18 protein-coding genes are annotated in these 23217 nt (G+C 72.0%); 10 read left to right on the top strand and 8 right to left on the bottom strand.

What is annotated here, in order from left to right; all coding sequences use genetic code 11:
- Nucleotides 1–14: 14 nt before the first annotated feature.
- The 6 genes from AB0J21_RS11210 (at nt 15) to AB0J21_RS11185 (ending at nt 9489) form a co-directional block, all read left to right on the top strand.
- Nucleotides 15–2417 (top strand): SulP family inorganic anion transporter, encoded by a 2403-nt coding sequence (locus AB0J21_RS11210; RefSeq protein WP_363145587.1) that lies wholly within the window; start codon nt 15–17, stop codon nt 2415–2417.
- 612 nt (nt 2418–3029) lie between these two features.
- A complete protein-coding gene (gene acs / locus AB0J21_RS11205) occupies nt 3030–4961 on the top strand; it encodes an acetate--CoA ligase (RefSeq protein WP_363145749.1) in 1932 nt (643 codons plus the stop codon).
- A 697-nt stretch (nt 4962–5658) separates the two neighbouring features.
- Nucleotides 5659–7194, top strand: a complete 1536-nt coding sequence (gene nhaA, locus AB0J21_RS11200) for a Na+/H+ antiporter NhaA (RefSeq protein ID WP_363145586.1) — start codon at nt 5659–5661, stop codon at nt 7192–7194.
- A gap of 400 nt (nt 7195–7594) precedes the next feature.
- Nucleotides 7595–8194 carry a phage holin family protein gene (locus AB0J21_RS11195; RefSeq protein WP_363145585.1) on the top strand — a complete coding sequence of 200 codons (600 nt, stop codon included), beginning with the start codon at nt 7595–7597 and terminating at the stop codon, nt 8192–8194.
- A complete protein-coding gene (locus AB0J21_RS11190) occupies nt 8191–9129 on the top strand; it encodes an alpha/beta hydrolase (RefSeq protein ID WP_363145584.1) in 939 nt (312 codons plus the stop codon). Before AB0J21_RS11195 ends, AB0J21_RS11190 begins: the two co-directional genes overlap by 4 nt.
- Nucleotides 9130–9297: 168 nt before the next feature.
- Nucleotides 9298–9489 carry a hypothetical protein gene (locus tag AB0J21_RS11185; RefSeq protein WP_363145583.1) on the top strand — a complete coding sequence of 64 codons (192 nt, stop codon included), beginning with the start codon at nt 9298–9300 and terminating at the stop codon, nt 9487–9489.
- Between the two features lie 146 nt (nt 9490–9635).
- Here the strand turns inward: AB0J21_RS11185 and AB0J21_RS11180 are convergent, their stop codons facing one another.
- The 3 genes from AB0J21_RS11180 to nth form a co-directional block, all read right to left on the bottom strand.
- Nucleotides 9636–10835: a MarP family serine protease gene (locus tag AB0J21_RS11180; RefSeq protein WP_363145582.1), complete on the bottom strand. Its 1200-nt coding sequence runs from the start codon at nt 10833–10835 to the stop codon at nt 9636–9638.
- Between the two features lie 12 nt (nt 10836–10847).
- On the bottom strand, nt 10848–11540 hold the full coding sequence (locus tag AB0J21_RS11175; RefSeq protein WP_363145748.1) for a CoA pyrophosphatase: 693 nt from the start codon (nt 11538–11540) through the stop codon (nt 10848–10850).
- Nucleotides 11541–11914: 374 nt separating this feature from the next.
- The gene (gene nth, locus AB0J21_RS11170) at nt 11915–12970 is read right to left on the bottom strand and encodes an endonuclease III (RefSeq protein WP_363145581.1); all 1056 of its coding nucleotides are present in this window, start codon (nt 12968–12970) and stop codon (nt 11915–11917) included.
- A 351-nt stretch (nt 12971–13321) separates the two neighbouring features.
- Here nth and AB0J21_RS11165 point away from each other — a divergent pair, with 351 nt between their 5' ends.
- Entirely contained in the window at nt 13322–13996 is a 675-nt protein-coding gene (locus AB0J21_RS11165) for a Crp/Fnr family transcriptional regulator (protein ID WP_363145580.1), read from the top strand.
- Nucleotides 13997–14173: 177 nt separating this feature from the next.
- Here the strand turns inward: AB0J21_RS11165 and AB0J21_RS11160 are convergent, their stop codons facing one another.
- The 4 genes from AB0J21_RS11160 to AB0J21_RS11145 form a co-directional block, all read right to left on the bottom strand.
- Complete coding sequence (locus tag AB0J21_RS11160; protein WP_363145579.1) at nt 14174–14998, bottom strand: MBL fold metallo-hydrolase; 825 nt, start codon at nt 14996–14998, stop codon at nt 14174–14176.
- Nucleotides 14995–15972 (bottom strand): NUDIX hydrolase, encoded by a 978-nt coding sequence (locus tag AB0J21_RS11155; protein ID WP_363145578.1) that lies wholly within the window; start codon nt 15970–15972, stop codon nt 14995–14997. The genes AB0J21_RS11160 and AB0J21_RS11155 overlap by 4 nt, the downstream gene beginning before the upstream one ends.
- 254 nt (nt 15973–16226) lie before the next feature.
- Nucleotides 16227–16691: a RidA family protein gene (locus tag AB0J21_RS11150; RefSeq protein WP_363145577.1), complete on the bottom strand. Its 465-nt coding sequence runs from the start codon at nt 16689–16691 to the stop codon at nt 16227–16229.
- A complete protein-coding gene (locus tag AB0J21_RS11145) occupies nt 16688–16846 on the bottom strand; it encodes a DUF4177 domain-containing protein (RefSeq protein WP_018547934.1) in 159 nt (52 codons plus the stop codon). Before AB0J21_RS11145 ends, AB0J21_RS11150 begins: the two co-directional genes overlap by 4 nt.
- Before the next feature lie 150 nt (nt 16847–16996).
- On the opposite strand from AB0J21_RS11145, the gene AB0J21_RS11140 reads away from it, so the two are divergent.
- Nucleotides 16997–17986: an ArsA-related P-loop ATPase gene (locus AB0J21_RS11140; RefSeq protein ID WP_363145576.1), complete on the top strand. Its 990-nt coding sequence runs from the start codon at nt 16997–16999 to the stop codon at nt 17984–17986.
- A 163-nt stretch (nt 17987–18149) separates the two neighbouring features.
- Entirely contained in the window at nt 18150–19475 is a 1326-nt protein-coding gene (locus AB0J21_RS11135; protein ID WP_363145575.1) for an ArsA family ATPase, read from the top strand.
- 430 nt (nt 19476–19905) lie between these two features.
- Here the strand turns inward: AB0J21_RS11135 and AB0J21_RS11130 are convergent, their stop codons facing one another.
- Complete coding sequence (locus tag AB0J21_RS11130; protein ID WP_363145747.1) at nt 19906–20436, bottom strand: WhiB family transcriptional regulator; 531 nt, start codon at nt 20434–20436, stop codon at nt 19906–19908.
- Between the two features lie 386 nt (nt 20437–20822).
- Here AB0J21_RS11130 and AB0J21_RS11125 point away from each other — a divergent pair, with 386 nt between their 5' ends.
- Nucleotides 20823–23081 (top strand): transglycosylase domain-containing protein, encoded by a 2259-nt coding sequence (locus AB0J21_RS11125; RefSeq protein ID WP_363145574.1) that lies wholly within the window; start codon nt 20823–20825, stop codon nt 23079–23081.
- Nucleotides 23082–23217: the final 136 nt, after the last annotated feature.

The following is a 23217-nucleotide window of genomic DNA, read 5'->3' as shown; positions in this document are numbered from 1 at the left end:
GAGACGGGAACACCATGACCGCCTGCGTATCCACTCCCACCCCCCACGGCCCCGCACGGGACTCCGGCTCCCCCGAGTCGCACGCCCCGCCGCCGCGCCGCAAGCCCTTCCGTATCGCGGGAGCCGACTTCTCGGCCTCCCTCGCGGTCTTCCTGATCGCGCTGCCACTGTCACTCGGGATCGCCCTGGCCACCGGCGCCCCGCTCCAGTCCGGGCTGGTGGCCGCCGCGATCGGCGGACTCGTCGCCGCCCGGCTGGGCGGCTCCCCGCTCCAGGTCAGCGGGCCGGCCGCCGGTCTGACCGTGGTCACCGCCGACCTCATCCACCAGTACGGCTGGCGCGCCACGTGCGCCATCACCGTGGGCGCCGGCCTGTGCCAACTCGGCCTCGGACTGCTCCGGGTGGCGCGCACCGCGCTCGCCGTGAGCCCCGCGATCGTGCACGGCATGCTCGCGGGTATCGGCATCACCATCGCCGTCGCCCAGCTGCACGTCGTCCTGGGCGGCACCCCGCAGAGCGTCGTGCTCGACAACGTGCGCGGCCTGCCCGCGCAGCTCGCCGCCGCGCAGTGGGAGGCCGTCACGATGAGCGGCCTCGCACTCGCGGTGCTCTACCTCTGGCCCCGGCTCCCGCGCCGGCTCGGCCGGATCGCCCGCAAGGTGCCCGCGGCGCTCGTCGCGGTGACCCTCGCGACCGTCGTGGCCTCCCTCAGCGGCTTGCGGCTGCCCAGGGTCGATCTGCCCTCGTGGAGCAACCACGCGCTGCCCGGCCTGCCCGAGGGGCCGGTCCTCGGCATCCTCGCCGGTGTTCTCACCACGACGCTGGTCACCAGCGTCCAGTCACTGCTCGGCGCGGTGGCCGTCGACAAGCTGGTCGCGGGCCGCCCGGAGCAGGCCGCCCGGGTGCCCCGCTCGAACCTCGACCGCGAACTGCTCGGCCAGGGCGCGGCGAACATCACCTCGGGCGCCCTGGGCGGGCTGCCGGTGGCCGGGGTCGCCGTCCGCAGCACGGCCAACATCAACGCGGGGGCGGTCAGCCGCGACTCCTCGATGCTGCACGGGGTGTGGGTCGTCGTCGCGGCCCTGCTGCTCGTGCCCGTACTGGAGTTCATCCCGCTCGCCGTCCTGGCGGCGCTGGTGATGGCGGTCGGCATCCAGATGGTCAGCCTGAACCACATCAGGACCGTCACCCGGCACCGCGAGATCCTCGTGTACGGGGTCACGACGCTCGGCGTCGTCCTGTTCGGCGTACTGGAGGGCGTCGCACTCGGGGTCGCCGCCGCCGTCGCCACGGCGCTGCACCGGCTCGCCCACACCCGGATCAGCCACCACGAGCAGGACGGCACCCATCTGGTTCGGGTACGCGGCCAGTTGACCTTCCTCGCGGTGCCCCGGCTCAGCCGCGCGCTGCACCTCGTACCATCCGGCGCGCCCGTGTTCGTCGAACTGGACGGGTCGTTCATGGACCACGCCGCCTACGAAACCCTTCAGGACTGGGAGACCGCACATCTCGCGCAGGGAGGAACCGTCGAGATGACCGGACCGGCCGGCACCCGCATCGCCGAACCCGAGGCGGACCCGCACAGCCACTGTCGGCCCTGGATCCCGTGGCGCAACCACAGCTATCCGGCCGTGGCGCCCGGGCGGCCCGCCGTCGCGCGGCCGGGGGAGCACCAACTGGCCTCCGGAATCGGCGTCTTCCAGCGCGACACGGCTCCGCATGTACGCGGTGAACTCGCGCGGCTGGCCCGCGAGGGCCAGAACCCCTCGCAGCTCTTCCTCACCTGCGCGGACTCCCGCCTGGTCACGAGCATGATCACGGCAAGCGGTCCGGGCGACCTGTTCACGGTGCGCAACGTGGGCAATCTCGTACCGCTGCCGGGCGAGGAGAGCGGCGACGACTCGGTGGCCGCCGCGATCGAGTACGCCGTGGACGTCCTGCGCGTCGCCTCCATCACGGTGTGCGGGCACTCCGGCTGCGGGGCCATGCAGGCCCTGCTGAGCGACGCGGACCAGGCGGCGCAGCCGGTGCCGGCCACTGGAGCGAGGGCGGCCGGGCCGGGCGGGGCCGAGCTCGCCGTCGCGCCCGGGGCCGGGCCGGTCACGCCGCTGCGGCGCTGGCTGCGGCACGGCGGGCCGAGCCTGGAGCTGTTGTCCGGTCCCGGGCAGGAGCTGCCCGGGCTCGTGGACCGCAGCCCTGCCGACCGGGTGGAGCAACTGTGCCTGATCAACGTGGTGCAGCAGCTGCGGCATCTGCGGGCGCACCCCTCGGTGGCCCGGCGTCTCGCGGAGGGCTCGCTCGAACTGCACGGCATGTACTTCCACGTCGGTGAGGCCCAGGCGTATCTGCTGACCGAGGACGGGAGCGACACGGAGACGAGGGGCCCGAGGCTCTTCGAGCGCGTGCGCGCGACCTGACGGGGAGACCGCACACCCGACCGGGGCCCGGCCACTCGGCCGGGCCCCGGCCTGCGCTCCGCCGCCGTCCGGAACCCTCGGAGCCCGGAGGGGGCCCATGGCCCGGAGCGGGCCCCCGGTCATGACCGCCGGATGGGGGAACAGGGAAGCCGGGGAGACAGAGGGCCGGGGGACAGGGAAGCCGGAGCAGCGGGGGCAGCGGGGGATCCGGCCCAGCCGGGGCAGCAAGGGATCCGGGGCGGCCGGAAAATGGGGGAACCCTGAGAACACCCCGAGAGCACCCCGAACGGCCCCCCGGACTCTGTGTCCCGCTTCCCTGGGAAAACCCCGAAAGGGTGCCGGTCGCGGTTGCGAACCGTCAGGGGTGGAAGAAGCAAAGGAGCAGGCGGGAGGGCTCGCACGGGCATGGCTGTTCGTGTGGTGCGGTGAACCGCCCGCCTGCGAGGTACGTGCCATCGGTGTCGGGTCTCCTGATCCGCGCACCCCTGCCAGGATCGGGGCGGACGGGGGTTGACCTCGTCTGCGTGCAAGCGTTGAATCCCCATGGCAGGACAGAATTGGTCTACACCACGGGAGGGTGGGTCAGTGAGCGAGCGTTCGTCTATCGCCAACATGCTCAAGGAAGAGCGGAAGTTCCCGCCACCGGCGGATCTGGCGGCGCACGCCAATGTGAAGGCGGACGCCTACGCGCGGGCCGAGGAGGACCGTCTCGGCTTCTGGGCCGAGCAGGCCCGCAGGCTCAGCTGGGCCACGGAGCCGACCGAGACCCTCGACTGGTCCAACCCGCCGTTCGCGAAGTGGTTCGCGGACGGGAAGCTCAACGTCGCCTACAACTGCGTGGACCGGCATGTCGAGGCGGGGAACGGCGACCGGGTCGCCATCCACTTCGAGGGCGAGCCGGGCGACAGCCGGTCCATCACCTACGCCGAGCTGAAGGACGAGGTCTCGCGCGCCGCCAACGCCCTGCTCGAACTTGGTGTCAGCACCGGTGACCGGGTGGCCGTCTACCTGCCGATGATCCCCGAGGCGGTCATCGCGATGCTGGCCTGCGCGCGGATCGGGGCGATGCACTCGGTGGTCTTCGGCGGTTTCTCCGCGGACGCCATCGCGGCCCGGATCGCCGACGCGGACGCCAAGGTCGTCATCACGGCCGACGGCGGATACCGCCGGACGAAGCCCACCTTGCTCAAGCCCGCGGTGGACGAGGCGGTTTCACGGTTCGAGACGGTCGAACACGTGCTCGTGGTCCGGCGCACCGGCCAGGAGGTCGGCTGGACCGAGGGCCGCGACGTGTGGTGGCACGAGATCGTCGGGCGCCAGTCCGCCGAGCACACCCCTGAGGCCTTCGACGCCGAGCACCCGCTGTTCATTCTCTACACCTCGGGGACGACGGGGAAGCCGAAGGGCATCCTGCACACCTCGGGCGGCTATCTGACGCAGACCTCGTTCACCCACCACGCGGTGTTCGACCTCAAGCCGGAGACCGACGTCTACTGGTGCACCGCCGACATCGGCTGGGTCACCGGGCACTCGTACATCGTCTACGGGCCGCTGTCGAACGGCGCGACGCAGGTCATGTACGAGGGCACCCCGGACACCCCGCACCAGGGCCGGTTCTGGGAGATCGTGCAGAAGTACGGCGTGACGATCCTGTACGCGGCGCCGACCGCGATCCGGACCTTCATGAAGTGGGGCGACGACATCCCCGCGAAGTTCGACCTGTCCTCGCTGCGGGTGCTCGGTTCGGTCGGTGAGCCGATCAACCCCGAGGCGTGGATGTGGTACCGCAAGAACATCGGCCACGACAACTCCCCGATCGTGGACACCTGGTGGCAGACCGAGACCGGTTCCATGATGATCTCCCCGCTGCCGGGGGTGACGGCGACGAAGCCGGGTTCGGCACAGACGCCGCTGCCCGGAATCGCGGCGACGGTCGTGGACGACGAGGGCAACGAGGTGGCGAACGGCGGGGGCGGTTACCTCGTGCTGACCGAGCCGTGGCCCTCCATGCTGCGCACCATCTGGGGCGACGACCAGCGGTTCATCGACACGTACTGGTCGCGTTTCCCGGGCAAGTACTTCGCGGGTGACGGCGCGAAGAAGGACGAGGACGGCGACATCTGGCTGCTGGGCCGGGTCGACGACGTCATGCTCGTCTCGGGGCACAACATCTCGACCACCGAAGTCGAGTCGGCGCTCGTCTCGCACCCCGCGGTGGCCGAGGCCGCCGTGGTCGGCGCGGCCGACGCGACGACGGGGCAGTCGATCGTCGCCTTCGTGATCCTGCGCGGTTCGGCCTCGGAGACCGAGGACCTGGTGGCCGGCCTGCGCAACCATGTGGGCGCCACCCTCGGCCCGATCGCCAAGCCGAAGCGGGTCCTGCCGGTGCAGGAACTGCCGAAGACGCGCTCCGGGAAGATCATGCGCCGACTGCTGCGGGACGTCGCGGAGAACCGTGAGCTGGGCGATGTCACGACACTGACCGACTCCACGGTGATGGACCTCATCCAGACACAGCTGCCGAGCGCCGGCAGCGACGACTGAACCGGGCTGACTGAGGACACGGGACGGGAGCGGGGCTGGGGCGGTCGGGACGGAGGGGCAGGGCAGGGCAGGGGCGCGGGGGAAAGCGCCGGGCCTCGCTCGCTCGCGGCCCTCGCGGCCGTGGCTCCGCTCCGTTCCCCCAACCCGGCTCCTGCTCCCTCCCCCGGCTCCTTCGCCCCCTTCCCCGGCTCCTTCGCCCCTTCCCCGGCTCCTGCCGCCCCCATCGAGCGAGGCTCCTCACCGCCGGCCTCCGGATGGGCTCGTGGGGTCCGCAGGAGGCGAGGACCACCCGTTAGGGTGAGACACACGCCCACGCGCGCGGTGGGCGACAACAGCAGTCACAACAGAAGAGGGGTGCCGGGAAGTCTGGTCGGCGGCTGTACCGAACCGCCGCGCGGCGCCTGTGGGGCGCCGGCCCAGATCCCGGAGGCACCCTTCCGTGACACCCTCACCCTCGTCCGGTCCGTCGGACCCGTCGGACCCGTCCCAACTGTCGGGCCCGTCCGACGCGTCTGGTCCCTCCGCACCGTCTGGTCCGTCCGACCCGTCCGATCCGTCGGGCCCCTCGTCGGATCCGACCGCCCCTCCGTCCGGTCCCTCGAACTCCGGCTTCTCGGACCACCCCGGTTCCCCGGACTCCGGCTCCTCGGACCCCGCTCGCCTCCCGGGGGCCACCTCGACCCGTGCCCGGCCCAAGGTGTTCGGGCGGCTGCCGCTGCCGGAGTACCGCTACGTCACGGACGCGTTGCGCGCCGAGACGCTGGGTGGGGTGCTGCTGCTCGCCGCCGCCGTACTGGCCCTGATCTGGGCGAACACCCCGCTGTCCGAGAGTTACACCTCCGTGCGGGACTTCCACTTCGGTCCCGGCTCCCTGGGGCTGCACCTGTCGGTGGAGCACTGGGCGGCCGACGGGCTGCTCGCGGTCTTCTTCTTCGTCGCGGGCGCCGAGCTGAAGCGGGAGCTGGTCGCGGGTGATCTGCGCGATCCGCGGGCGGCGGCGCTTCCGGTGGTCGCGGCGGCCTGCGGGATGATCGCCCCGGCTCTCGTGTACACGCTGGTCAACGCGTTCGGGGGCGGGAACCTGGGCGGCTGGGCGGTGCCCACGGCGACCGACATCGCCTTCGCGCTCGCGGTCCTCGCCGTGCTGGGCACCTCGCTGCCGTCCCCGCTGCGGGCCTTTCTGCTGACGCTCGCCGTCGTGGACGACCTGTTCGCCATCCTCATCATCGCGGTCTTCTTCACGAGCGACCTGAACTTCGTGGCGCTGGGCGGGGCACTGGCCGGGCTTCTCGTCTTCTGGGTGCTGGTCCGCAAGGACGTACGCGGCTGGTACTTCTATGTTCCGCTGGCCCTGGTGATCTGGGGCCTCATGTACAACAGCGGCGTGCACGCGACGATCGCCGGGGTCGCGATGGGGCTGATGCTGCGGTGCACGCGCCGGGAGGGTGAGACGGTCTCGCCGGGGGAGCGGATCGATCATCAGGTCAGGCCGCTGTCCGCCGGTCTCGCGGTTCCGCTGTTCGCGCTCTTCTCGGCCGGGGTGAGCGTCTCCGGCGGCGCTCTCGGCGACATCTTCAGCCGTCCGGAGACGCTCGGCGTGGTGCTGGGCCTGGTGGTCGGCAAGGCCCTGGGGATCTTCGGCGGTACGTGGACGACGGTGCGCTTCACGCGGGCCTCGCTCAGTGAGGAACTTGCCTGGGCCGACCTGTTCGCGGTCTCCGTGCTCGCGGGGATCGGCTTCACGGTGTCCCTGCTCATCGGGGAGCTGGCCTTCCCCGACGATCCCGGGCTGGCCGACGAGGTGAAGGCCGCCGTCCTGGTCGGTTCGCTGATCGCCGTACTGCTCGCGGCGGTCCTGCTGCGCCGGCGCAACCGGGTGTACCGGCGGATCGCTCAGGAGGAGGAACGGGACGAGGACCGGGACGCGGTGCCCGACGTCTACCAGGAGGACGATCCCGAGCACCACCTGCGGCTGGCCGCCCTGTACGAGCGGAAGGCCGCCGCGGAGCGGAGACGGGCGGCGGCGCTCGGCGAAGGCCCGCCCGCACCGGAACGTCCCGGGCACCGTCACGGGCAAGCGCAGACACCGGCGGAGGCGGACAGGGACGGGGACGGGAACGGGAACGCTTCGACGGACGCCCCCGCCACCCCCGCCACCCCCGCCTCCCCCACCGACACGCCCCACGGGGCCGGCGATCCCCGAAAGGAGGACGGAGACCCCTCCCCTCGCTAGATGGGAGGCCCCCGTGGAACGAAGACTCCTCCCCGTCAGATCGGTCTCCCCGGCTGGTTCGGTCTCCCCGGCTGGTCCCGTCTCCCCCGTTCGCACGTCTCCGCCACGCCCGTACGGCGCAACGTCAGAAGGACAGAGCGAGCGGGACACCGGAGGACGGCCATGGCGGGAAGGCGGCAAGTGGGAGGCAAGCCGCGGGAAGCGAGGCACGGGGTTGAGGAGTCGGCGGGCCCGGGTGGGGGAAGCGGCAAGGACAAGGGTCCGGCATGATCTGAGGCCTGACCCTGTTTCGGGCCGCGGCGCCGGGGCCTCCGGGGCCGGCCGCCGGGACACACCGGGGCGGACGACAGCAGGGCCACCCCTGGCCGGGTGGCCCGGGGAAGAGATGAGGGAGTACGCGATGAGCGCACCTGACAGCGCGGACCGCAGCCTCGGCAACGCGAGCGCCGGACTCGGCAACGCGAGCGCCGGACTCGGCAGCGCGGACCGCAGCCTCGGCGAACTGGTCGCCTCGGCGACCGCCGAGATGTCCGCCCTGATGCACGACGAGATCGCTCTGGCCAAGTCGCAGCTCAAGCAGGACGTGAAGCGGGGCGCGGTCAGTGGCGGCACGGGTGCCGTCGCCGGCGCGATCCTGATCTTCTCGCTGCCGATGCTGAGTTTCGCCCTGGCCTACGGCATCCAGGCGTGGAGCGACTGGCACATCTCGGTGTGCTTCCTGCTGTCCTTCGCCGCGAACGTCCTGGTGGCCCTGCTGTTCCTGCTGGTGGCCGCCGTCTTCGGCAAGAAGGCCAAGAACGGCAGGGGCCCGCAGAAGGCGATCGCCGCCGCCAAGACCGATGCCGGGGTGCTCTCCAACGCCAAGCCGCACCCGCGTGCGGAGGTGCCGGAGCTGGAGAAGTTCCCGCCGCTGGAGCAGCCCGCCCTCACCAAGGAGCAGCCGGTCCTCACCAAGGGGGAGGCAGGCAGCACCGCGGCTGTGGCACGCTCGTCCTCATGACCGCCACTGCCCCCTATTCGGCGCAACCCGCCTCCGTCGTCCGGATCGAGGGTCCATGGACCCACCGGGACGTCGCGGCCAACGGCGCACGCTTCCACATCGTGGAGGCCGGTGAGGGGCCGCTCGTCATGCTCGTGCACGGCTTTCCCCAGTTCTGGTGGGCGTGGCGGCACCAGCTGACCGCGCTCGCCGAGGCCGGTTACCGCGCCGTGGCCATGGACCTGCGCGGGGTCGGCGGCAGCGACCGCACACCACGCGGCTACGACCCGGCCAATCTGGCGCTCGACATCACGGGCGTCATCCGTTCCCTGGGCGAGCCGGACGCCGCCCTCGTCGGGCACGACCTGGGCGGTTACCTCGCGTGGACGGCGGCCGTGATGCGGCCCAAGCTGGTGCGCCGGCTCGCCGTGTCCTCGATGCCGCATCCGCGCCGCTGGCGTTCGGCGATGCTCGCCGACGTCAAGCAGAGCGCGGCAGGTTCGCACATCTGGGGTTTTCAGCGGCCGTGGGTGCCGGAGCGGCAGCTCGTGGCGGACGACGGCGCGCTGGTGGGCCGGCTGATCCGGGACTGGTCCGGTCAGCGGCCGCCCGACGACAAGACGGTGACGACGTACCAGCGGGCCATGTGCATCCCGTCGACGGCGCACTGCTCGGTCGAGCCGTACCGGTGGCTCGTGCGCTCGCTGGCCCGGCCGGACGGCGTGCAGTTCTACCGGCGCATGAAGCGTCCCGTGCGGGTGCCGACGCTGCATCTGCACGGCTCGCTGGACCCGGTGCTGCGCACGCGCAGCGCGGCGGGCTCCGGGGAGTACGTGGAGGCCCCCTACCGCTGGCGGCTCTTCGACGGCCTCGGCCACTTCCCGCACGAGGAGGACCACTTGGCCTTCTCCACGGAGCTGGTGAACTGGCTCAAGGACCCCGAACCCGACCGCTGAGCGCCGCAGGCACGCTCCGCTTCCCGCCCCTCTCGCCACGCGCCTCTCCCGGCTCGTCGCTCAGCGGACGCACCTGACCGCCCATCGAACACTTGTTGCCAGCCGCATAGGCCAATTGGGGACCGGCGCCGCGATTACCGACCTTGGGGGCCGGGCAGACGTGGGGGTATGGGCTGGACGCACGATTACAGTGACGCCGTACGCGACCGCCGCTCAGCCACCGCGCTGAACAGCCATGAGGGGGTCGGCCCGTTCGTACCGGGCCACGACCATCCCTCCCAGGAGGGGATCGGAATTCCCCGCATCCTTCGCCGCCGGGCCCGCTGGGTCTCGGCGCGCCTGAAGCACACGCGCGACTGACCGCACGCGCACCACCACACCGGCCACCGCACCGAGGGCCGTCATCACCTCCACCCTCGCACCTCACCCGAGACATACGGGGACCGGGCCTGCCCGGCCCCCGTTTTCCGTGCTCCGTGCTCCGTGCTCCGTCAGGTGCGGGCGGCTCAGAGCGCGCAGCCCTCGCTGTCCACCTGCTGGTCGGCGGTACGGCCCTTCTGGGCGTCCTCGCGGACCTCGTCGCCGGTGAGGGCGTACCCGGTGTCCGGGTCGTCGAGGGACTTCGCGAAGACGACTCCGTAGACCTGCCCCCCGGGCGTCAGCAGCGGTCCGCCGGAGTTGCCCTGACGCACGGTCGCGTACAGCGAGTAGACGTCACGGCGGACGGTGCCGCGGTGGTAGATGTCCGGGCCGTTGGCGGTGATACGGCTGCGGACCCGGGCGGGCCGCACGTCGTACGCGCCGTTCTCCGGGAAGCCCGCGACGATCGCGCCGCTGTCCGCGGCGGCGTCGCCCTCGGCGAACTTGAGCGCGGGGGCGGGCAGTCCGGGCACGTCGAGTACGGCGATGTCGCGCGCCCAGTCGTAGAGCACGACCGTCCCGTCGTAGCGCCGGCCCTCGCCGCCGATCTGCACGGTGGGTTCCCTGACGCCGCCGACGACGTGCGCGTTGGTCATGACGCGGTTCTTCGCGAACACGAAGCCGCTGCCTTCGAGGACCTTCCCGCAGCCGGTGGCGGTGCCGACGACCTTGACGACGGACTGACGCGCGGTCCTGGCCACGGAGCTGTTCGCGAGGGCCGGGTCGGGCGGGTCGACCTGCTTGATGGGCTCGTTCGAGAAGGGGCTGAAGACCTGCGGGAAGCCGTTCTGCGCGAGCACCGAGCTGAAGTCGGCGAACCAGGTGTCGGCCTGCTGCGGCAGGGCCCGGGACACCCCGAGCAGGACCTTGGAGTTACGGACCTGCTTGCCGAGCGTCGGCAGCGTCGTCCCGGCGAGCGCCGAACCGATGAGCCAGGCCACGAGCAGCATCGCGAGCACGTTGACGAGGGCGCCGCCGGTCGCGTCGAGCGCCCGGGCCGGGGACCAGGTGATGTGGGTGCGGAGCTTGTTGCCCAGGTGGGTGGTGAGGGCCTGGCCGACCGAGGCGCACACGATGACCACGATCACCGCGACGACGGCGGCGGTCGTGCTCACCTCCGAGTTGTCGGTGAGGCTGTCCCACAGCACGGGCAGCACGTACACGGCGACGAGTCCGCCGCCGAGGAAACCGATCACCGAGAGGATGCCGACGACGAAACCCTGGCGGTAGCCGACGATCGCGAACCACACGGCGGCGGCCAGCAGAAAGATGTCCAGCGCGTTCACTGAGCCACCCTGTCACGAGCGCCAGTCGAGTGAGACACGCTTACGGCGATCCCACGGGCGTTCCCAGCCCGCGAGGTGCAGGACGCGGTCGATCACTCCGGCGGTGAATCCCCAGACCAGCGCGGAGCGTACGAGGAAGGCCGGGCCCTCGTGGCCGCGGGGGTGCACGGCCGTGGCGCGGTTGGCGGGGTCGGTGAGTTCGCTCACGGGCACGGTGAAGACCCGGGCCGTCTCCCCCGGGTCCACGGCGCGCACCGGGCTCGGACTGCGCCACCAGCCGAGCACCGGGGTCACGACGAACTCGCTGACCGGGATGTAGAGCCGCGGCAGCACCGCGAAGACCTGCACTCCGGCCGGGTCGAGTCCGGTCTCCTCCTCGGCCTCGCGCAGCGCGGCGCGCAGCGGCCCGGTGGTCCGCGGATCGCCGTCGACGGGGTCGAGGGAGCCGCCGGGGAACGAGGGCTGCCCGGCGTGCGAACGCAGCGAGGTGGCGCGCTCGGTCAGCAGTATCTCGGGGCCGTCTGCGCCCTCCCCGAACAGGATCAGTACGGCGGACTGCCGGCCCGCGCCGTCCTCCGGCGGCAGGAACCGGCTGAGCTGCTCACCGCGTACGGCCCCGGCGGCCCGCACGACCGGGTCGAGCCACCCGGGGAGGCCGTCGGTGCGGACGGCGGGGGCGGGGGCCTGGCCGACCGGGCCCGGCACCTCCCACCGGGTGTCCTTCTGGTCGCTCTCCGCGGAGCGCGCGCCCGCCCGGTGCGAGGGGGGCGGGGCGGGGGCGCCCACCGCCGCCGTGGCGCTGGTCGCGCCGCCCGCGCTCCGTGTGCTCCGTGTCGCGGTGCTCCGGGTCGCGCCGCGTGCGTTCTCGGTCGTGCCGTCCGTGCTCAGTGTCGCTTCACCGCCAGGTGCTTCCTCCGGCCGTTCCCGGCCGGATCGTCGTCGGTCCGTGTCCTTCATGGCGCGCCGCTCTCCCGCTCCCCCGCCATCCATGCCCCGCGTTTCCCCGCACAACGCCTGTCCTCGCCCGGTTCGTTCCTTCGCAGGTCAGGACCAGGTCGGGACCAGGTCGGGCGCGCGGGTCAGGCGCCGCCCAGGGGCGGGGCGGGCGGGCCGGGGAAGCCGGGCGGGGGCTTGAGCCGCTGCCCGGGCATCCCGCCCTTCTCGTACTTGAGCAGCTTCGTGGCCTTCTCGGGGTCCGTCTCGCCGACGCCGTACGAGGGGCAGAGCGGGGCGATCGGGCAGGCGCCGCACGCGGGCTTGCGGGCGTGGCAGATCCGGCGGCCGTGGAAGATCACCCGGTGCGAGAGCATCGTCCACTCGCTCTCCGGGAAGATCGCGGCGACGTCCGCCTCGACCTTCACCGGGTCCTCCTCCGCCGTCCACTTCCAGCGCCGGGCGAGCCGCCCGAAGTGCGTGTCGACGGTGATCCCCGGGACCCCGAAGGCGTTGCCGAGGACGACGAAGGCGGTCTTCCTGCCCACTCCGGGCAGGGTCACGAGGTCCTTCAGCTCGCCCGGGACCTCGCCGCCGAACTCGTCGCGCAGGGCCGCCGAGAGGCCGAGCAGCGAGCGGGCCTTGGCGCGGAAGAACCCGGTCGGCCGAATGACCTCCTCCAGTTCCTCCGGGACCGCCGCCGCCATGTCCTCCGGGGTCGGGTACTTCGCGAACAGCGCCGGGGTCGTCTGGTTCACCCGCAGGTCGGTGGTCTGCGCGGACAGCACCGTGGCGACGAGGAGCTGGAAGGGGTTCTCGAAGTCCAGTTCGGGGTGGGCGTACGGGTAGACCTCGGCCAGCTCCTCGTTGATGAGGTGCGCCCGGTGGGTCATCGCGGCCCGCGACTCCCGTTTCGCGAAACCGGGGGGATTGGCGGGGGCGGAGGTCTTCTTCGCCGCGGCCTTCCTGGCAGGGGCCTTCTTCGCGGGCGCCTTCTTCGCGGGCGCCTTCGCGGAAGCCTTCCCGGCCGCCTTCGTCGCAGCCGCCTTCTTCGTGACGGCCTTCTTCGTGACGGCCTTCTTCGCGGCCGCCCCGGTCGTGGCGGTCCTGGCCGTTCCCGCCGCAGCCGGTTCCGTCGCAGCCGGTTCCGCAGCCGCCGTTCCCGTCGCCGCCGTCTTCTTCTCGGTCTTCTTCGCTGTCACGTCGTGCCCTCCGAACCCTCCGTCGAGGCCCTTCGCCGGTGTGTCGCCTGCCGCTCTCATGCGCTCTTACGGGCCCATCAGGTGCATGTTCGCCCAGAGCGGAATCGCGGGTCGGGTCCGACGCCGCCCACCCCTCTGGCCTGTGCTCTCACGGGTGTGTTGGACACTCGGTCAGCGTAGAGGGCGGCTCGGACATTCGACGTCGAGGACGGGGTAGAGCACTCCAATCGGCCCCCTACCGCTCGGGACACGACAAGCGTGCGGCAGACTTGTGACTGATCACACTGTTTGGCACGTCCGGCAAAATGGGGTCCGACCGGTCCCCTGAGCAGGTCGACAAGGAGAGAACTCGTGGATGACGTTCTGCGACGCGCCCCGCTGTTCGCGGCGCTCGATGACGAACAGGCTGCGGAACTCCGCGCCTCCATGAGTGAGGTGACCCTCGCCCGTGGAGAGGCTCTCTTCCACGAGGGCGAGCCGGGAGACCGCCTCTACGTGGTGACCGAGGGCAAGGTGAAGCTGCACCGCACCTCGCCCGACGGCCGCGAGAACATGCTCGCGGTGCTCGGCCCCGGCGAGCTGATCGGCGAGCTGTCGCTGTTCGACCCGGGCCCGCGCACGGCGACCGCCTCCGCGCTGACCGAGGTGAAGCTGCTCGGCCTCGGCCACGGCGACCTCCAGCCCTGGCTCAACGGCCGTCCCGAGGTGGCCGCGGCCCTGCTGCGTGCCGTGGCCCGGCGGCTGCGCAAGACCAACGACCAGATGTCCGACCTGGTCTTCTCGGACGTCCCCGGCCGGGTGGCCCGCGCCCTGCTCGACCTCTCGCGCCGCTTCGGCGTGCAGTCGGAGGAGGGCATCCACGTCGTGCACGACCTGACCCAGGAGGAGCTGGCCCAGCTCGTCGGCGCCTCCCGCGAGACGGTCAACAAGGCGCTCGCCGACTTCGCGGGCCGCGGCTGGCTGCGTCTGGAGGCCCGCGCGGTGATCCTCCTCGACGTGGAGCGGCTGGCGAAGCGCTCGCGCTGACCCCCGGCCCGCGCGAGCGGGCGGACGACGACGGCGGCCGGCCCCCTCTTCACGGGGCCGGCCGCCGTCGTACGCGCACGGGTCCGGGTGCCGGTACGAGACGTCGTCCGCGCGGCCACCGGCACGGGAGGCGGGCTCAGCGTCGTACGCGCGGGGCCACCGGCACGAGAGGCGGGCTCAGCCTCGTACCCGCAGGTATTCCAGCTGGGCGGCGACGGACCATTCGGCGGCCGGCCACAGGGAGCGGTCCACGTCGGCGTAGACGCGGGCGACGACCTCGGGCGCGGAGGTGAGCCCGGCGGCGACGGCTTCCTCGACCTGGGCGAGGCGGGCGGCGCGGTGGGCGAGGTAGAACTCGACGGCGCCCTGCGCGTCCTCCAGGACCGGCCCGTGGCCCGGCAGGATCGTGTGCACGCCGTCGTCCGTGGTCAGGGACCGCAGGCGGCGCAGCGAGTCGAGGTAGTCGCCGAGCCGACCGTCCGGGTGGGCGACGACCGTCGTGCCGCGCCCGAGGATCGTGTCGCCGGTCAGGACGGCGCCGTCCGCCGGCAGGTGGAAGGAGAGCGAGTCGGCGGTGTGGCCGGGGGTCGGCACGACCCGCAGTTCGAGTCCGCCGGTCGTGACGACGTCCCCGGCGGCCAGCCCCTCCTCGCCCAGCCGCAGGGCCGGGTCGAGGGCGCGTACGGCCGTCCCGGTCAGCTCGGCGAAGCGCCCCGCGCCCTCGGCGTGGTCGGGGTGCCCGTGGGTGAGCAGGGTCAGGGCTATGCGGCGGCCGGCCCGCTCGGCGGTCGCGACGACCTCGCGCAGGTGCGCCTCGTCGAGCGGCCCGGGGTCGACGACGACGGCCAGGTCCGAGTCCGGTTCGGCCACGATCCACGTGTTGGTGCCGTCGAGCGTCATGACGGACGGGTTCGGGGCCAGGACGTTGACGGCCCGCTCGCTCGCGGGGCCGCTCACGACGGCGTCGCGGGGGCTGCCGGGCGGCGCGGGCACGGCGCTCACAGCGCGCCCCGGCCTTCCTCGGCCCGTGCCCCCGGGGCGGGTACGTCCACCGCCGGTACGTCGCTACGCGGCCCGGCGGGGGCCTCCAGGACCTCCGGCGCCTCCGGGACCCGCTTGGTGAACTCCTCGTGCCCGGGCCAGGTCAGGACGACCTCCTCGCCCTCCAGCCGCGCCTGGGCGAGGACGGGGGTGAGGTCGGGGGCGTCGAGGTCGTCCATGACGCCGACGACCGAGCCGTACGGGACGAGGGCGCGCAGGGTCGCGACGGTCGGCGGCATCATCTGCAGCGCCCCGTCCTCGTACCGGCCCAGCGCGTCGACGGGGCGGACCCACTCGGTGCGGTCGGCCTCGGTGGAGACGTCACGGGTGCGCTGGCCCTCGGGGAGCGCGGCGACGAAGAACCACGTGTCGTAGCGGCGGGACTCGAACTCGGGGGTGATCCAGCGCGCCCACGCGCCCAGCAGGTCGCTGCGCAGCACGAGCTCGTGGCGGTTCAGGAACTGGGCGAAGGACAGTTCGTGCGCGACGAGGGCGGCCCGTTCGGCGTCCCACTCGGCGCCGGAGACGTCCGAGACGACGGTGTCGGCGGTGGGCCCGGCGAGCAGGACCCCGGACTCCTCGAAGGTCTCGCGCACGGCGGCGCACACGACGGCCTGCGCGGCGGCGGGCTCGTCCAGTCCCAGCCGTACGGCCCAGTCGGCGGGCGGGGGCCCGGCCCAGCGCACCTGCTGTTCGTCGTCGCGCGGGTCGACGCCGCCGCCCGGATACGCGTACGCCCCGGCCGCGAAGGCCATCGAGGCCCGCCGCCGCAGCATGTGCACGGCGAGACCGCCGGCGCCGTCCGGCACGTCACGCAGCAACAGCACGGTGGACGCGCGGCGCGGCGTCACGGGTTCGAGCTCCCCGCGGGCGAGCGCCCTGATCCGCTCGGGCCACTCGGCGGGATACCACTGTCCATGACGACCATTACCCATGGCCGGAGGCTAACTCTTCCCGAGCGACAGTTCGAAGTACGAACGGAGTGCGAACGGGGCGGCGAGGCGCGTACGAGGGCGGGGCGGGGCCGCGCGCCAAAGAGCCGGGGCGGGCCTCGCTTCCGGGCCCCCCGGCCCCGGCCCCGTCTCCGGGCCCCGTCTCCGGCCGACGGCCGTTCTCCGGCCACCGGCCGACGGCCCTTCTCCGGTCACCGGCCAACGGCCGCTCTCCGGCTACCGGCCGCCGGACAGTCTCAGGCCAGCAGTTCGACGATCAGTTCGACCTCGACCGGCGCGTCCATCGGCAGGACCGCGACGCCGACCGCGCTGCGCGCGTGCACACCCTTGTCGCCGAACACCTCGGCCAGCAGTTCACTCGCCCCGTTCAGCACCGCGGGCTGTCCCGTGAAGTCGCTCGCGGAGGCCACGTAGCCGGTGACCTTGACGATGCGGGCGACCAGGTCCAGGTCCCCGGCCACCGACTTGACCGCGGCCAGCGCGTTGAGCGCGCACACCCGGGCCAGCTCCTTGGCCTCCTCGGCGGTGACCTCGGCGCCGACCTTGCCGATCGTCGGCAGCGCCCCGTCGACCATGGGGAGCTGCCCGGCCGTGTACACGTACACGCCGCTGCGTACGGCCGGCTGGTAGGCGGCCAGCGGCGGCACCACGCCGGGCAGGTTCAGTCCCAGGTCGGCGAGGCGCTGCTCGACGGCGCTCACGCCTGCTTCTCGCGCTTCAGGTAGGCCACCAGCTGCTCCGGGTTCGGGCCCGGAACGACCTGCACGAGTTCCCAGCCGTCCTCGCCCCAGTTGTCGAGGATCTGCTTGGTCGCGTGGACGAGCAGCGGCACAGTCGAGTATTCCCATTTGGTCATGCGGCGACTGTAACGGCTGGCCGGGACGGGGCCCAACGTCTCCCCGGGCACGCACACAACAGCACGCAGGCAACTACACAAAGGGGACGAACCTCCCCACCCCCTCCACTGGAGCCGGTGAGGATTTAGGCTCGCGGGCATGAGGTGGATGTGAGCAGGCTCCAGGTCGTCAGCGGCAAGGGCGGGACCGGAAAGACCACGGTCGCCGCCGCTCTGGCGCTCGCCCTCGCGACCGAGGGCAAGCGCACCCTCCTCGTGGAGGTCGAGGGCAGGCAGGGCATCGCGCAGGTCTTCGAGACGGAGCCGCTGCCCTACGGCGAGCACAAGATCGCGGTGGCCCCCGGCGGCGGCGAGGTGTTCGCGCTCGCCATCGACGTGGAGCTCGCGCTGCTCGACTACCTCCAGATGTTCTACCGGCTCGGCAGCGCGGGCCGCGCGCTGAAGAAGATGGGCGCGATCGACTTCGCGACGACCATGGCGCCCGGGGTCCGCGACGTCCTCCTCACCGGCAAGGCGTGCGAGGCGGTGCGCCGCAAGGACAAGCAGGGCCGGTTCGCGTACGACTACGTGGTCATGGACGCCCCGCCGACCGGCCGGGTCACCCGCTTCCTCAACGTCAACGACGAGGTCGCCGGGCTCGCCAGGATCGGCCCCATACACAACCAGGCGCAGGCCGTCATGCGGGTGCTGAAGTCCCCGGAGACGGCGGTGCACCTCGTGACGCTGCTGGAGGAGATGCCGGTCCAGGAGACCGCCGACGGCATCGCCGAACTGCGCGCCGCACGGCTCCCGGTGGGCCGCGTCCTCGTCAACATGGTGCGCCCCGCGCTCATCGGGGACGCCGATCTCGGCCGGGCCCTGGACGAGGGCGACGGCGGCGCCCGGCACGCGGCGCTCGCCGGGACCCTGTCGGCGGCGGGCCTCGGCTCCGCGCGGCGCGGGGGCCCCGCACAGCGGCTCGTGGCCCCGTTGCTGGAGCAGGCCGCCGAGTACGCGGAACGGCACGCCCTGGAGGCCGCCCAGCGCGAGGCCCTCGCCGGGCTCGGCCAGCCGCTGCACGAACTGCCGCTCTACGCGGGGGGAATGGACCTGGCCGGGGTCTACCGCCTGTCGAAGGAGCTGCGGAGCCAGGGCCTGTGACCGCGCCACCGCCGCCGTCCCGGCGGACTCCCACGGCACCGTCCCCGCAGGCTCCCGCGCCACCACGGACGTCCCCGCCGCCGTCTCCCCAGGCTCCGCCCCGCCCCGGCGCCCCGCCGCCCACCGCCGTACCGCCCCACGCCACCGAGAGGGACAAGGACATATGAGCCTGGACCCGGCGCCCGCCCTGGAGATCGATCCGCTGCTGGACGACCCGGGGACCCGCATCGTGGTGTGCTGCGGCTCCGGCGGCGTCGGCAAGACGACGACGGCCGCCGCCCTGGGACTGCGCGCCGCCGAACGCGGACGCAAGGTCGTCGTCCTCACCATCGACCCGGCCCGCCGCCTCGCGCAGGCCATGGGGATCGACGCCCTCGACAACACCCCGCGCCGCGTCGCCGACGTCAAGGGCGGGGGCGAACTGCACGCGATGATGCTCGACATGAAGCGGACCTTCGACGAGATCGTCGAGGCGCACGCCGATCCGCAGCGCTCCAGGGCCATCCTGGAGAACCCCTTCTACCAGTCCCTGTCCGCCGGTTTCGCCGGTACGCAGGAGTACATGGCGATGGAGAAGCTGGGCCAGCTGCGGGCCAGGGACGAGTGGGACCTCATCGTGGTCGACACCCCGCCCTCGCGTTCGGCGCTGGACTTCCTGGACGCGCCCAAGAACCTCGGCTCCTTCCTCGACGGGAAGTTCATCCGCGTACTGATGGCGCCCGCGAAGGCCGGCGGCCGGGCCGGGATGAAGTTCCTCAACGTCGGGATGTCCATGATGACGGGCACCCTCGGCAAGCTGCTGGGCGGCCAGTTCCTCGGCGACGTACAGACCTTCGTCGCGGCGATGGACACGATGTTCGGCGGTTTCCGCACCCGTGCGGACGCGACGTACCGCCTCCTCCAGGCCCCCGGGACGGCGTTCCTCGTGGTCGCGGCACCCGAGCGGGACGCGCTGCGGGAGGCCGCGTACTTCGTGCAGCGACTGGCCGCCGACGGGATGCCGCTGGCCGGTCTCGTCCTCAACCGCACGCACCGCAGCGGCGCCGCCGGGCTCTCGGCGGAACGCGCGCTGGCCGCCGCCGAAAATCTTGACGAGAGCGGCATTGTCGATCAGCGGGCCGGGAAAGCTGGTGTCGGTAACGCCCGCGAAACGAACTCCGCGGCCCTCGACTCCCCCGAGGACGCACCGGGTTCCGCGGCGCTGCCCGACGAGGAGGACTCGGCTGCCGCGGCCCGCGTGGCAGCGGGTCTGCTGCGCCTGCACGCCGAACGGATGCGCCTGCTCGACCGCGAACAGCGCACCCGGGACCGCTTCACGGCCCTGCACCCCGAGGTGCCGGTGGCCGAGGTGGCCGCGCTCCCCGGCGACGTGCACGACCTGACCGGCCTGCGCGTGATCGGCGACCGCCTCGCGGCGGCGGCCGAGGAGCCCCGCCCGTCAGCGGAACAAGCGGACATGAAGAAGGACGAGGACAGCAAGAAGAGTTGAGCCCAGAGCGAGGCGAGAGCGAGGACGAGGAAGCGGGCAAGGAGAGGGCGCGGGCCGACGGAACAGGACAGGCCGACGCGCCGAACGGCCCACCGCGCCGCCGTACCGCCGCACCGGTGAGCCCCCAACCGGCGATCGCTCACTCGGCGGCCGTCAACCACTCACCAGCACCCGCGCACGGCATGCCGCACCACGGCGCGGCGCGACTCGCCACGGCGCGACTGGCCACGGCATGGCAGGACACGCCACCGGGCGGCCAACACCCGTACCGCACCAGGCCACTGAGCGGGCCGGCTGTCAGCGCCGCGACAGCCGACGGAACAGCAGGCAGTGGTCAGCAGCCAGCGGTCGGCAGTCAGCGGTCAGCGGTCAGAGGTCAGAGGTCAGAGGTCAGAGGTCGGCAGTCAGCACGCGAAACAGCCGGACACCCTCACCCCACGGCCGCGTACCGCCCGAACCGCAGCACCTGGGCGGCGGCCTCGTGCCGCTCCCGTTCCCGTGCGCCCTTGCTCTCCCTGTCACCACCGCCGCTCTCCGGCAGCTCGACCCCGGTCAGCCCGGCGCCGCTGTCCACACCGACGTCCAGGCCCAGGTCGAGGCCCACGTCGGCGTTTGCGGGCAACAGGCCCGTCCCGCGCTCGTACTCGCTGCGCGCGGTCTCCAACAGCCGGCGCCAGGAGGTGACGGTGGGGCGCCTGCGCAACAGCGCGCGGCGTTCCCGTTCAGTCATCCCTCCCCAGACACCGAACTCGACACGATTGTCCAGCGCGTCGGCCAGGCACTCGGTCCGCACGGGGCAACCCGTGCACACCGCCTTGGCCCTGTTCTGCGCTGCCCCTTGTACGAACAGTTCATCCGGATCGGTAGTGCGGCAGGCAGCCTGCGCACTCCAGTCGGTAACCCAGCCCATGCCGGCGCCGTCCTCTCCCGAATCGAGGCTCCCCCACGGCGGCAGCGGCATATTCACCGCCGCCAGTCCAGGACGTTACGGAACGTGGGCACAGCGCAACACCCCCTTCGGGCCCAATCTTGAATGGCCCGAACGGACTATGCGCATGCGGCACATCACCCAACGGAGTGAGCGCACGACAATCGCGTCAATACGTACTGTTCGGGACAGTTCGATTGCCACGCGAGGGACGAGGGGGGACGTAAGGAAGGGAACCGGACAGCGGTTGGGTGGGGGGACACACGGGCGCTGACCGGGGAGGACGAGCGGCTGGGCAACAGTCGGGCAACAGCTCGGGGACGGGATTGCGCTCCCGTGACCGCTGCTGTGACAGTTGGGTGCAGCTTAGGCCAAGGCATATACGGATGTCCGGCGATTGAGAACGTAGGCTGCCCTGCATGGGAAAGAAGCGCTCGGGCGGTGGACTCTCCCCTGTCCAGCAAGCCGCCAAGTTCCTCGGTGTCAGTGTGCTCTCGGGAGCGGTGCTCGCGGGGATCGCCCTGCCCGCCGTCGGTGCCCTGGGACTGGCGACCAAGGGGACCGTCCAGGAGTTCGACGAGATCCCGGCCGATCTGAAGCGCCCGCCGCTGAGCCAGCGCTCGACCATCCTGGACTCGCAGGGCGGCCAGATCGCGACCGTCTACTCCCGCGACCGCACCGTCGTACCGCTGAAGGACATGTCGCCGTACGTCCAGAAGGCGCTCGTCGCCATCGAGGACGCGCGCTTCTACGAGCACGGCGCGGTCGACCTCAAGGGTGTCCTGCGCGCGGTCAACCAGAACGCCCAGAGCGGCGGAGTGGCCCAGGGCGCCTCGACCCTGACGCAGCAGTACGTGAAGAACGTCTTCATCGAGGAGGCGGGGGACGACCCCGACAAGGTCGCGCAGGCCACGCAGCAGACGATCGGCCGCAAGATCAAGGAACTCAAGTACGCCATTCAGATCGAGAAGGAACTCGGCAAGAAGGGCATCCTGGAGAACTACCTCAACATCACCTTCTTCGGGCAGAGCGCGTACGGAGTCGAGGCCGCCTCGCAGCGGTACTTCTCCATCCACGCCAAGGACCTGAAGCTGGAGCAGGCCGCGATGCTGGCCGGCATCGTGCAGTCGCCGACCCGCTACGACCCCGTCAACGCCCCGGACGAGGCGAAGAAGCGACGGGACACGGTGCTGCGCCGGATGTTCGAGGTCCACGACATCACGCGCGGTGAGATGCAGGCCGCGCAGGCGAAGCCGCTGGGGCTGAAGGTGCAGCGTCCGCACAGCGGCTGCATCACCGCCACGCGCGGGGCCGGCTTCTTCTGCCAGTACGTCGAGAACGTGTTCATGACCGACCCGGCCTTCGGCAAGACGAAGGCGGACCGCGCCAAGCTGTGGAACCGCGGCGGGCTCACGATCCGCACGACGCTGGACCCGCAGGCGCAGGACGCTGTGCAGAAGTCGCTGGCCGAGCACGTCTACAAGACGGACCCGGTGGACGCGGCGAGCACGCTGGTCCAGCCGGGCACCGGCAAGATCCTCGCGATGGGCCAGTCCAAGCCGTACGGCAACGGCAAGAACGAGTCGGCCTACAACCTCAGCGTCAACAAGGACATGAGCGGCTCGAACTTCGGCTTCCCGACCGGTTCGACCTTCAAGCCCTTCGTGGCGGCGGCGGCGATCGAGAAGGGGATGCCGGCGACGAAGGAGTACCCCTCGCCGTACTCGATGGAGTACCCGAGCCCGGTCCAGGGCTGCGAGAAGCCGTGGACCAACGAGGAACACGCGAAGGTCGAGAACGAGAACGAGACCGAGAAGGGCCCGTACCGGATGAAGGAGGCGATGGCGAAGTCCATCAACACCTACTTCATCTCGCTGATCTCCGAGGTCGGCACCTGCCCCGTGACCCAGCTGACCGACAAGCTCGGGATAGTGCAGGGCAGCGGCGAGAAGCTGCCGCAGGTCCCCTCGATCGCGCTCGGCGCGAAGGGCCTGTCCCCGCTCACGATGGCCTCGGCCTACGCGGCCTTCGCGACGCGCGGCACGTACTGCACCCCGGTCGCGATCGAGTCGGTGACCGGCATGGACAAGAAGCCGATCGCGGTCCCGAAGTCGAACTGCACGAGGGCGATGTCCGAGAAGACCGCCGACACGATAAACACCCTGCTGAACGGCGTGATCGACTCCGGTACCGGTAAGGAGGCCGGGCTCGACAACCGCCCGAGCGCCGGTAAGACGGGTACGACGGACGAGCGCCGCAACGCCTGGTTCGTGGGCTACACCCCGAACATGTCGGGCGCGGTGTGGGTCGGCAGCGCGACGCAGCAGGTCAAGATGCGCGACATCACGATCGGCGGCCAGTACAACGAGCTGGTCTTCGGTGGCGCGGTCCCGGGCCCGATCTGGCGCGACGCGGTGAACGGGGCGCTGGCCGGGAAGGAGGCACCCAACTTCAACCTGGTCGACATCCCGGACCCGAAGAAGAAGGACCCGAAGAAGCCGAAGAACGACGCCAAGCCCGACCAGCCGGACCAGCCGCAGGGCGGCGGGGACGACCACCCCGACGGCGGCCTCGGCGACCTGTTCCCCGGAAACAACGGCGGGGACGGCAACGGCAACGGGAACGGCAACGGTGGCGGTGGCGGCCGGGGCAACGACGGGGGCTGGTTCGGCCACTGAGGACTGAGCCCCGGGAAGGCCGCCCGAGAAGCAGCGCGAACGGCCCGAGGCAGCGCACATGGGGAAGGGGGGCGGGGGGGCGGGGCGCGGGGGGGGGGGGCCGGCGCGCGCGCCGCGGCGAGCGGGGGCGCCGGGG

Source organism: Streptomyces sp. NPDC049954, from assembly GCF_040656295.1.
Classification (GTDB): Bacteria; Actinomycetota; Actinomycetes; order Streptomycetales; family Streptomycetaceae; genus Streptomyces.
Note: the sequence above shows the minus strand (reverse complement) of the source record. Positions and strands in the feature narration are given on the sequence as shown.

What these genes read in the sequence shown, in the direction of transcription:
- AB0J21_RS11210 (WP_363145587.1), top strand. Translation starts at nt 15, where the DNA reads ATGACCGCCTGCGTATCCACTCCCACCCCCCACGGCCCCGCACGGGAC.
- acs (WP_363145749.1), top strand. Translation starts at nt 3,030, where the DNA reads ATGCTCAAGGAAGAGCGGAAGTTCCCGCCACCGGCGGATCTGGCGGCG.
- AB0J21_RS11195 (WP_363145585.1), top strand. Translation starts at nt 7,595, where the DNA reads ATGAGCGCACCTGACAGCGCGGACCGCAGCCTCGGCAACGCGAGCGCC.
- AB0J21_RS11190 (WP_363145584.1), top strand. Translation starts at nt 8,191, where the DNA reads ATGACCGCCACTGCCCCCTATTCGGCGCAACCCGCCTCCGTCGTCCGG.
- AB0J21_RS11185 (WP_363145583.1), top strand. Translation starts at nt 9,298, where the DNA reads ATGGGCTGGACGCACGATTACAGTGACGCCGTACGCGACCGCCGCTCA.
- AB0J21_RS11155 (WP_363145578.1), bottom strand. Translation starts at nt 15,972, where the DNA reads ATGGGTAATGGTCGTCATGGACAGTGGTATCCCGCCGAGTGGCCCGAG.
- AB0J21_RS11145 (WP_018547934.1), bottom strand. Translation starts at nt 16,846, where the DNA reads ATGACCAAATGGGAATACTCGACTGTGCCGCTGCTCGTCCACGCGACC.
- AB0J21_RS11135 (WP_363145575.1), top strand. Translation starts at nt 18,150, where the DNA reads ATGAGCCTGGACCCGGCGCCCGCCCTGGAGATCGATCCGCTGCTGGAC.
- AB0J21_RS11130 (WP_363145747.1), bottom strand. Translation starts at nt 20,436, where the DNA reads ATGCCGCTGCCGCCGTGGGGGAGCCTCGATTCGGGAGAGGACGGCGCC.
- AB0J21_RS11125 (WP_363145574.1), top strand. Translation starts at nt 20,823, where the DNA reads ATGGGAAAGAAGCGCTCGGGCGGTGGACTCTCCCCTGTCCAGCAAGCC.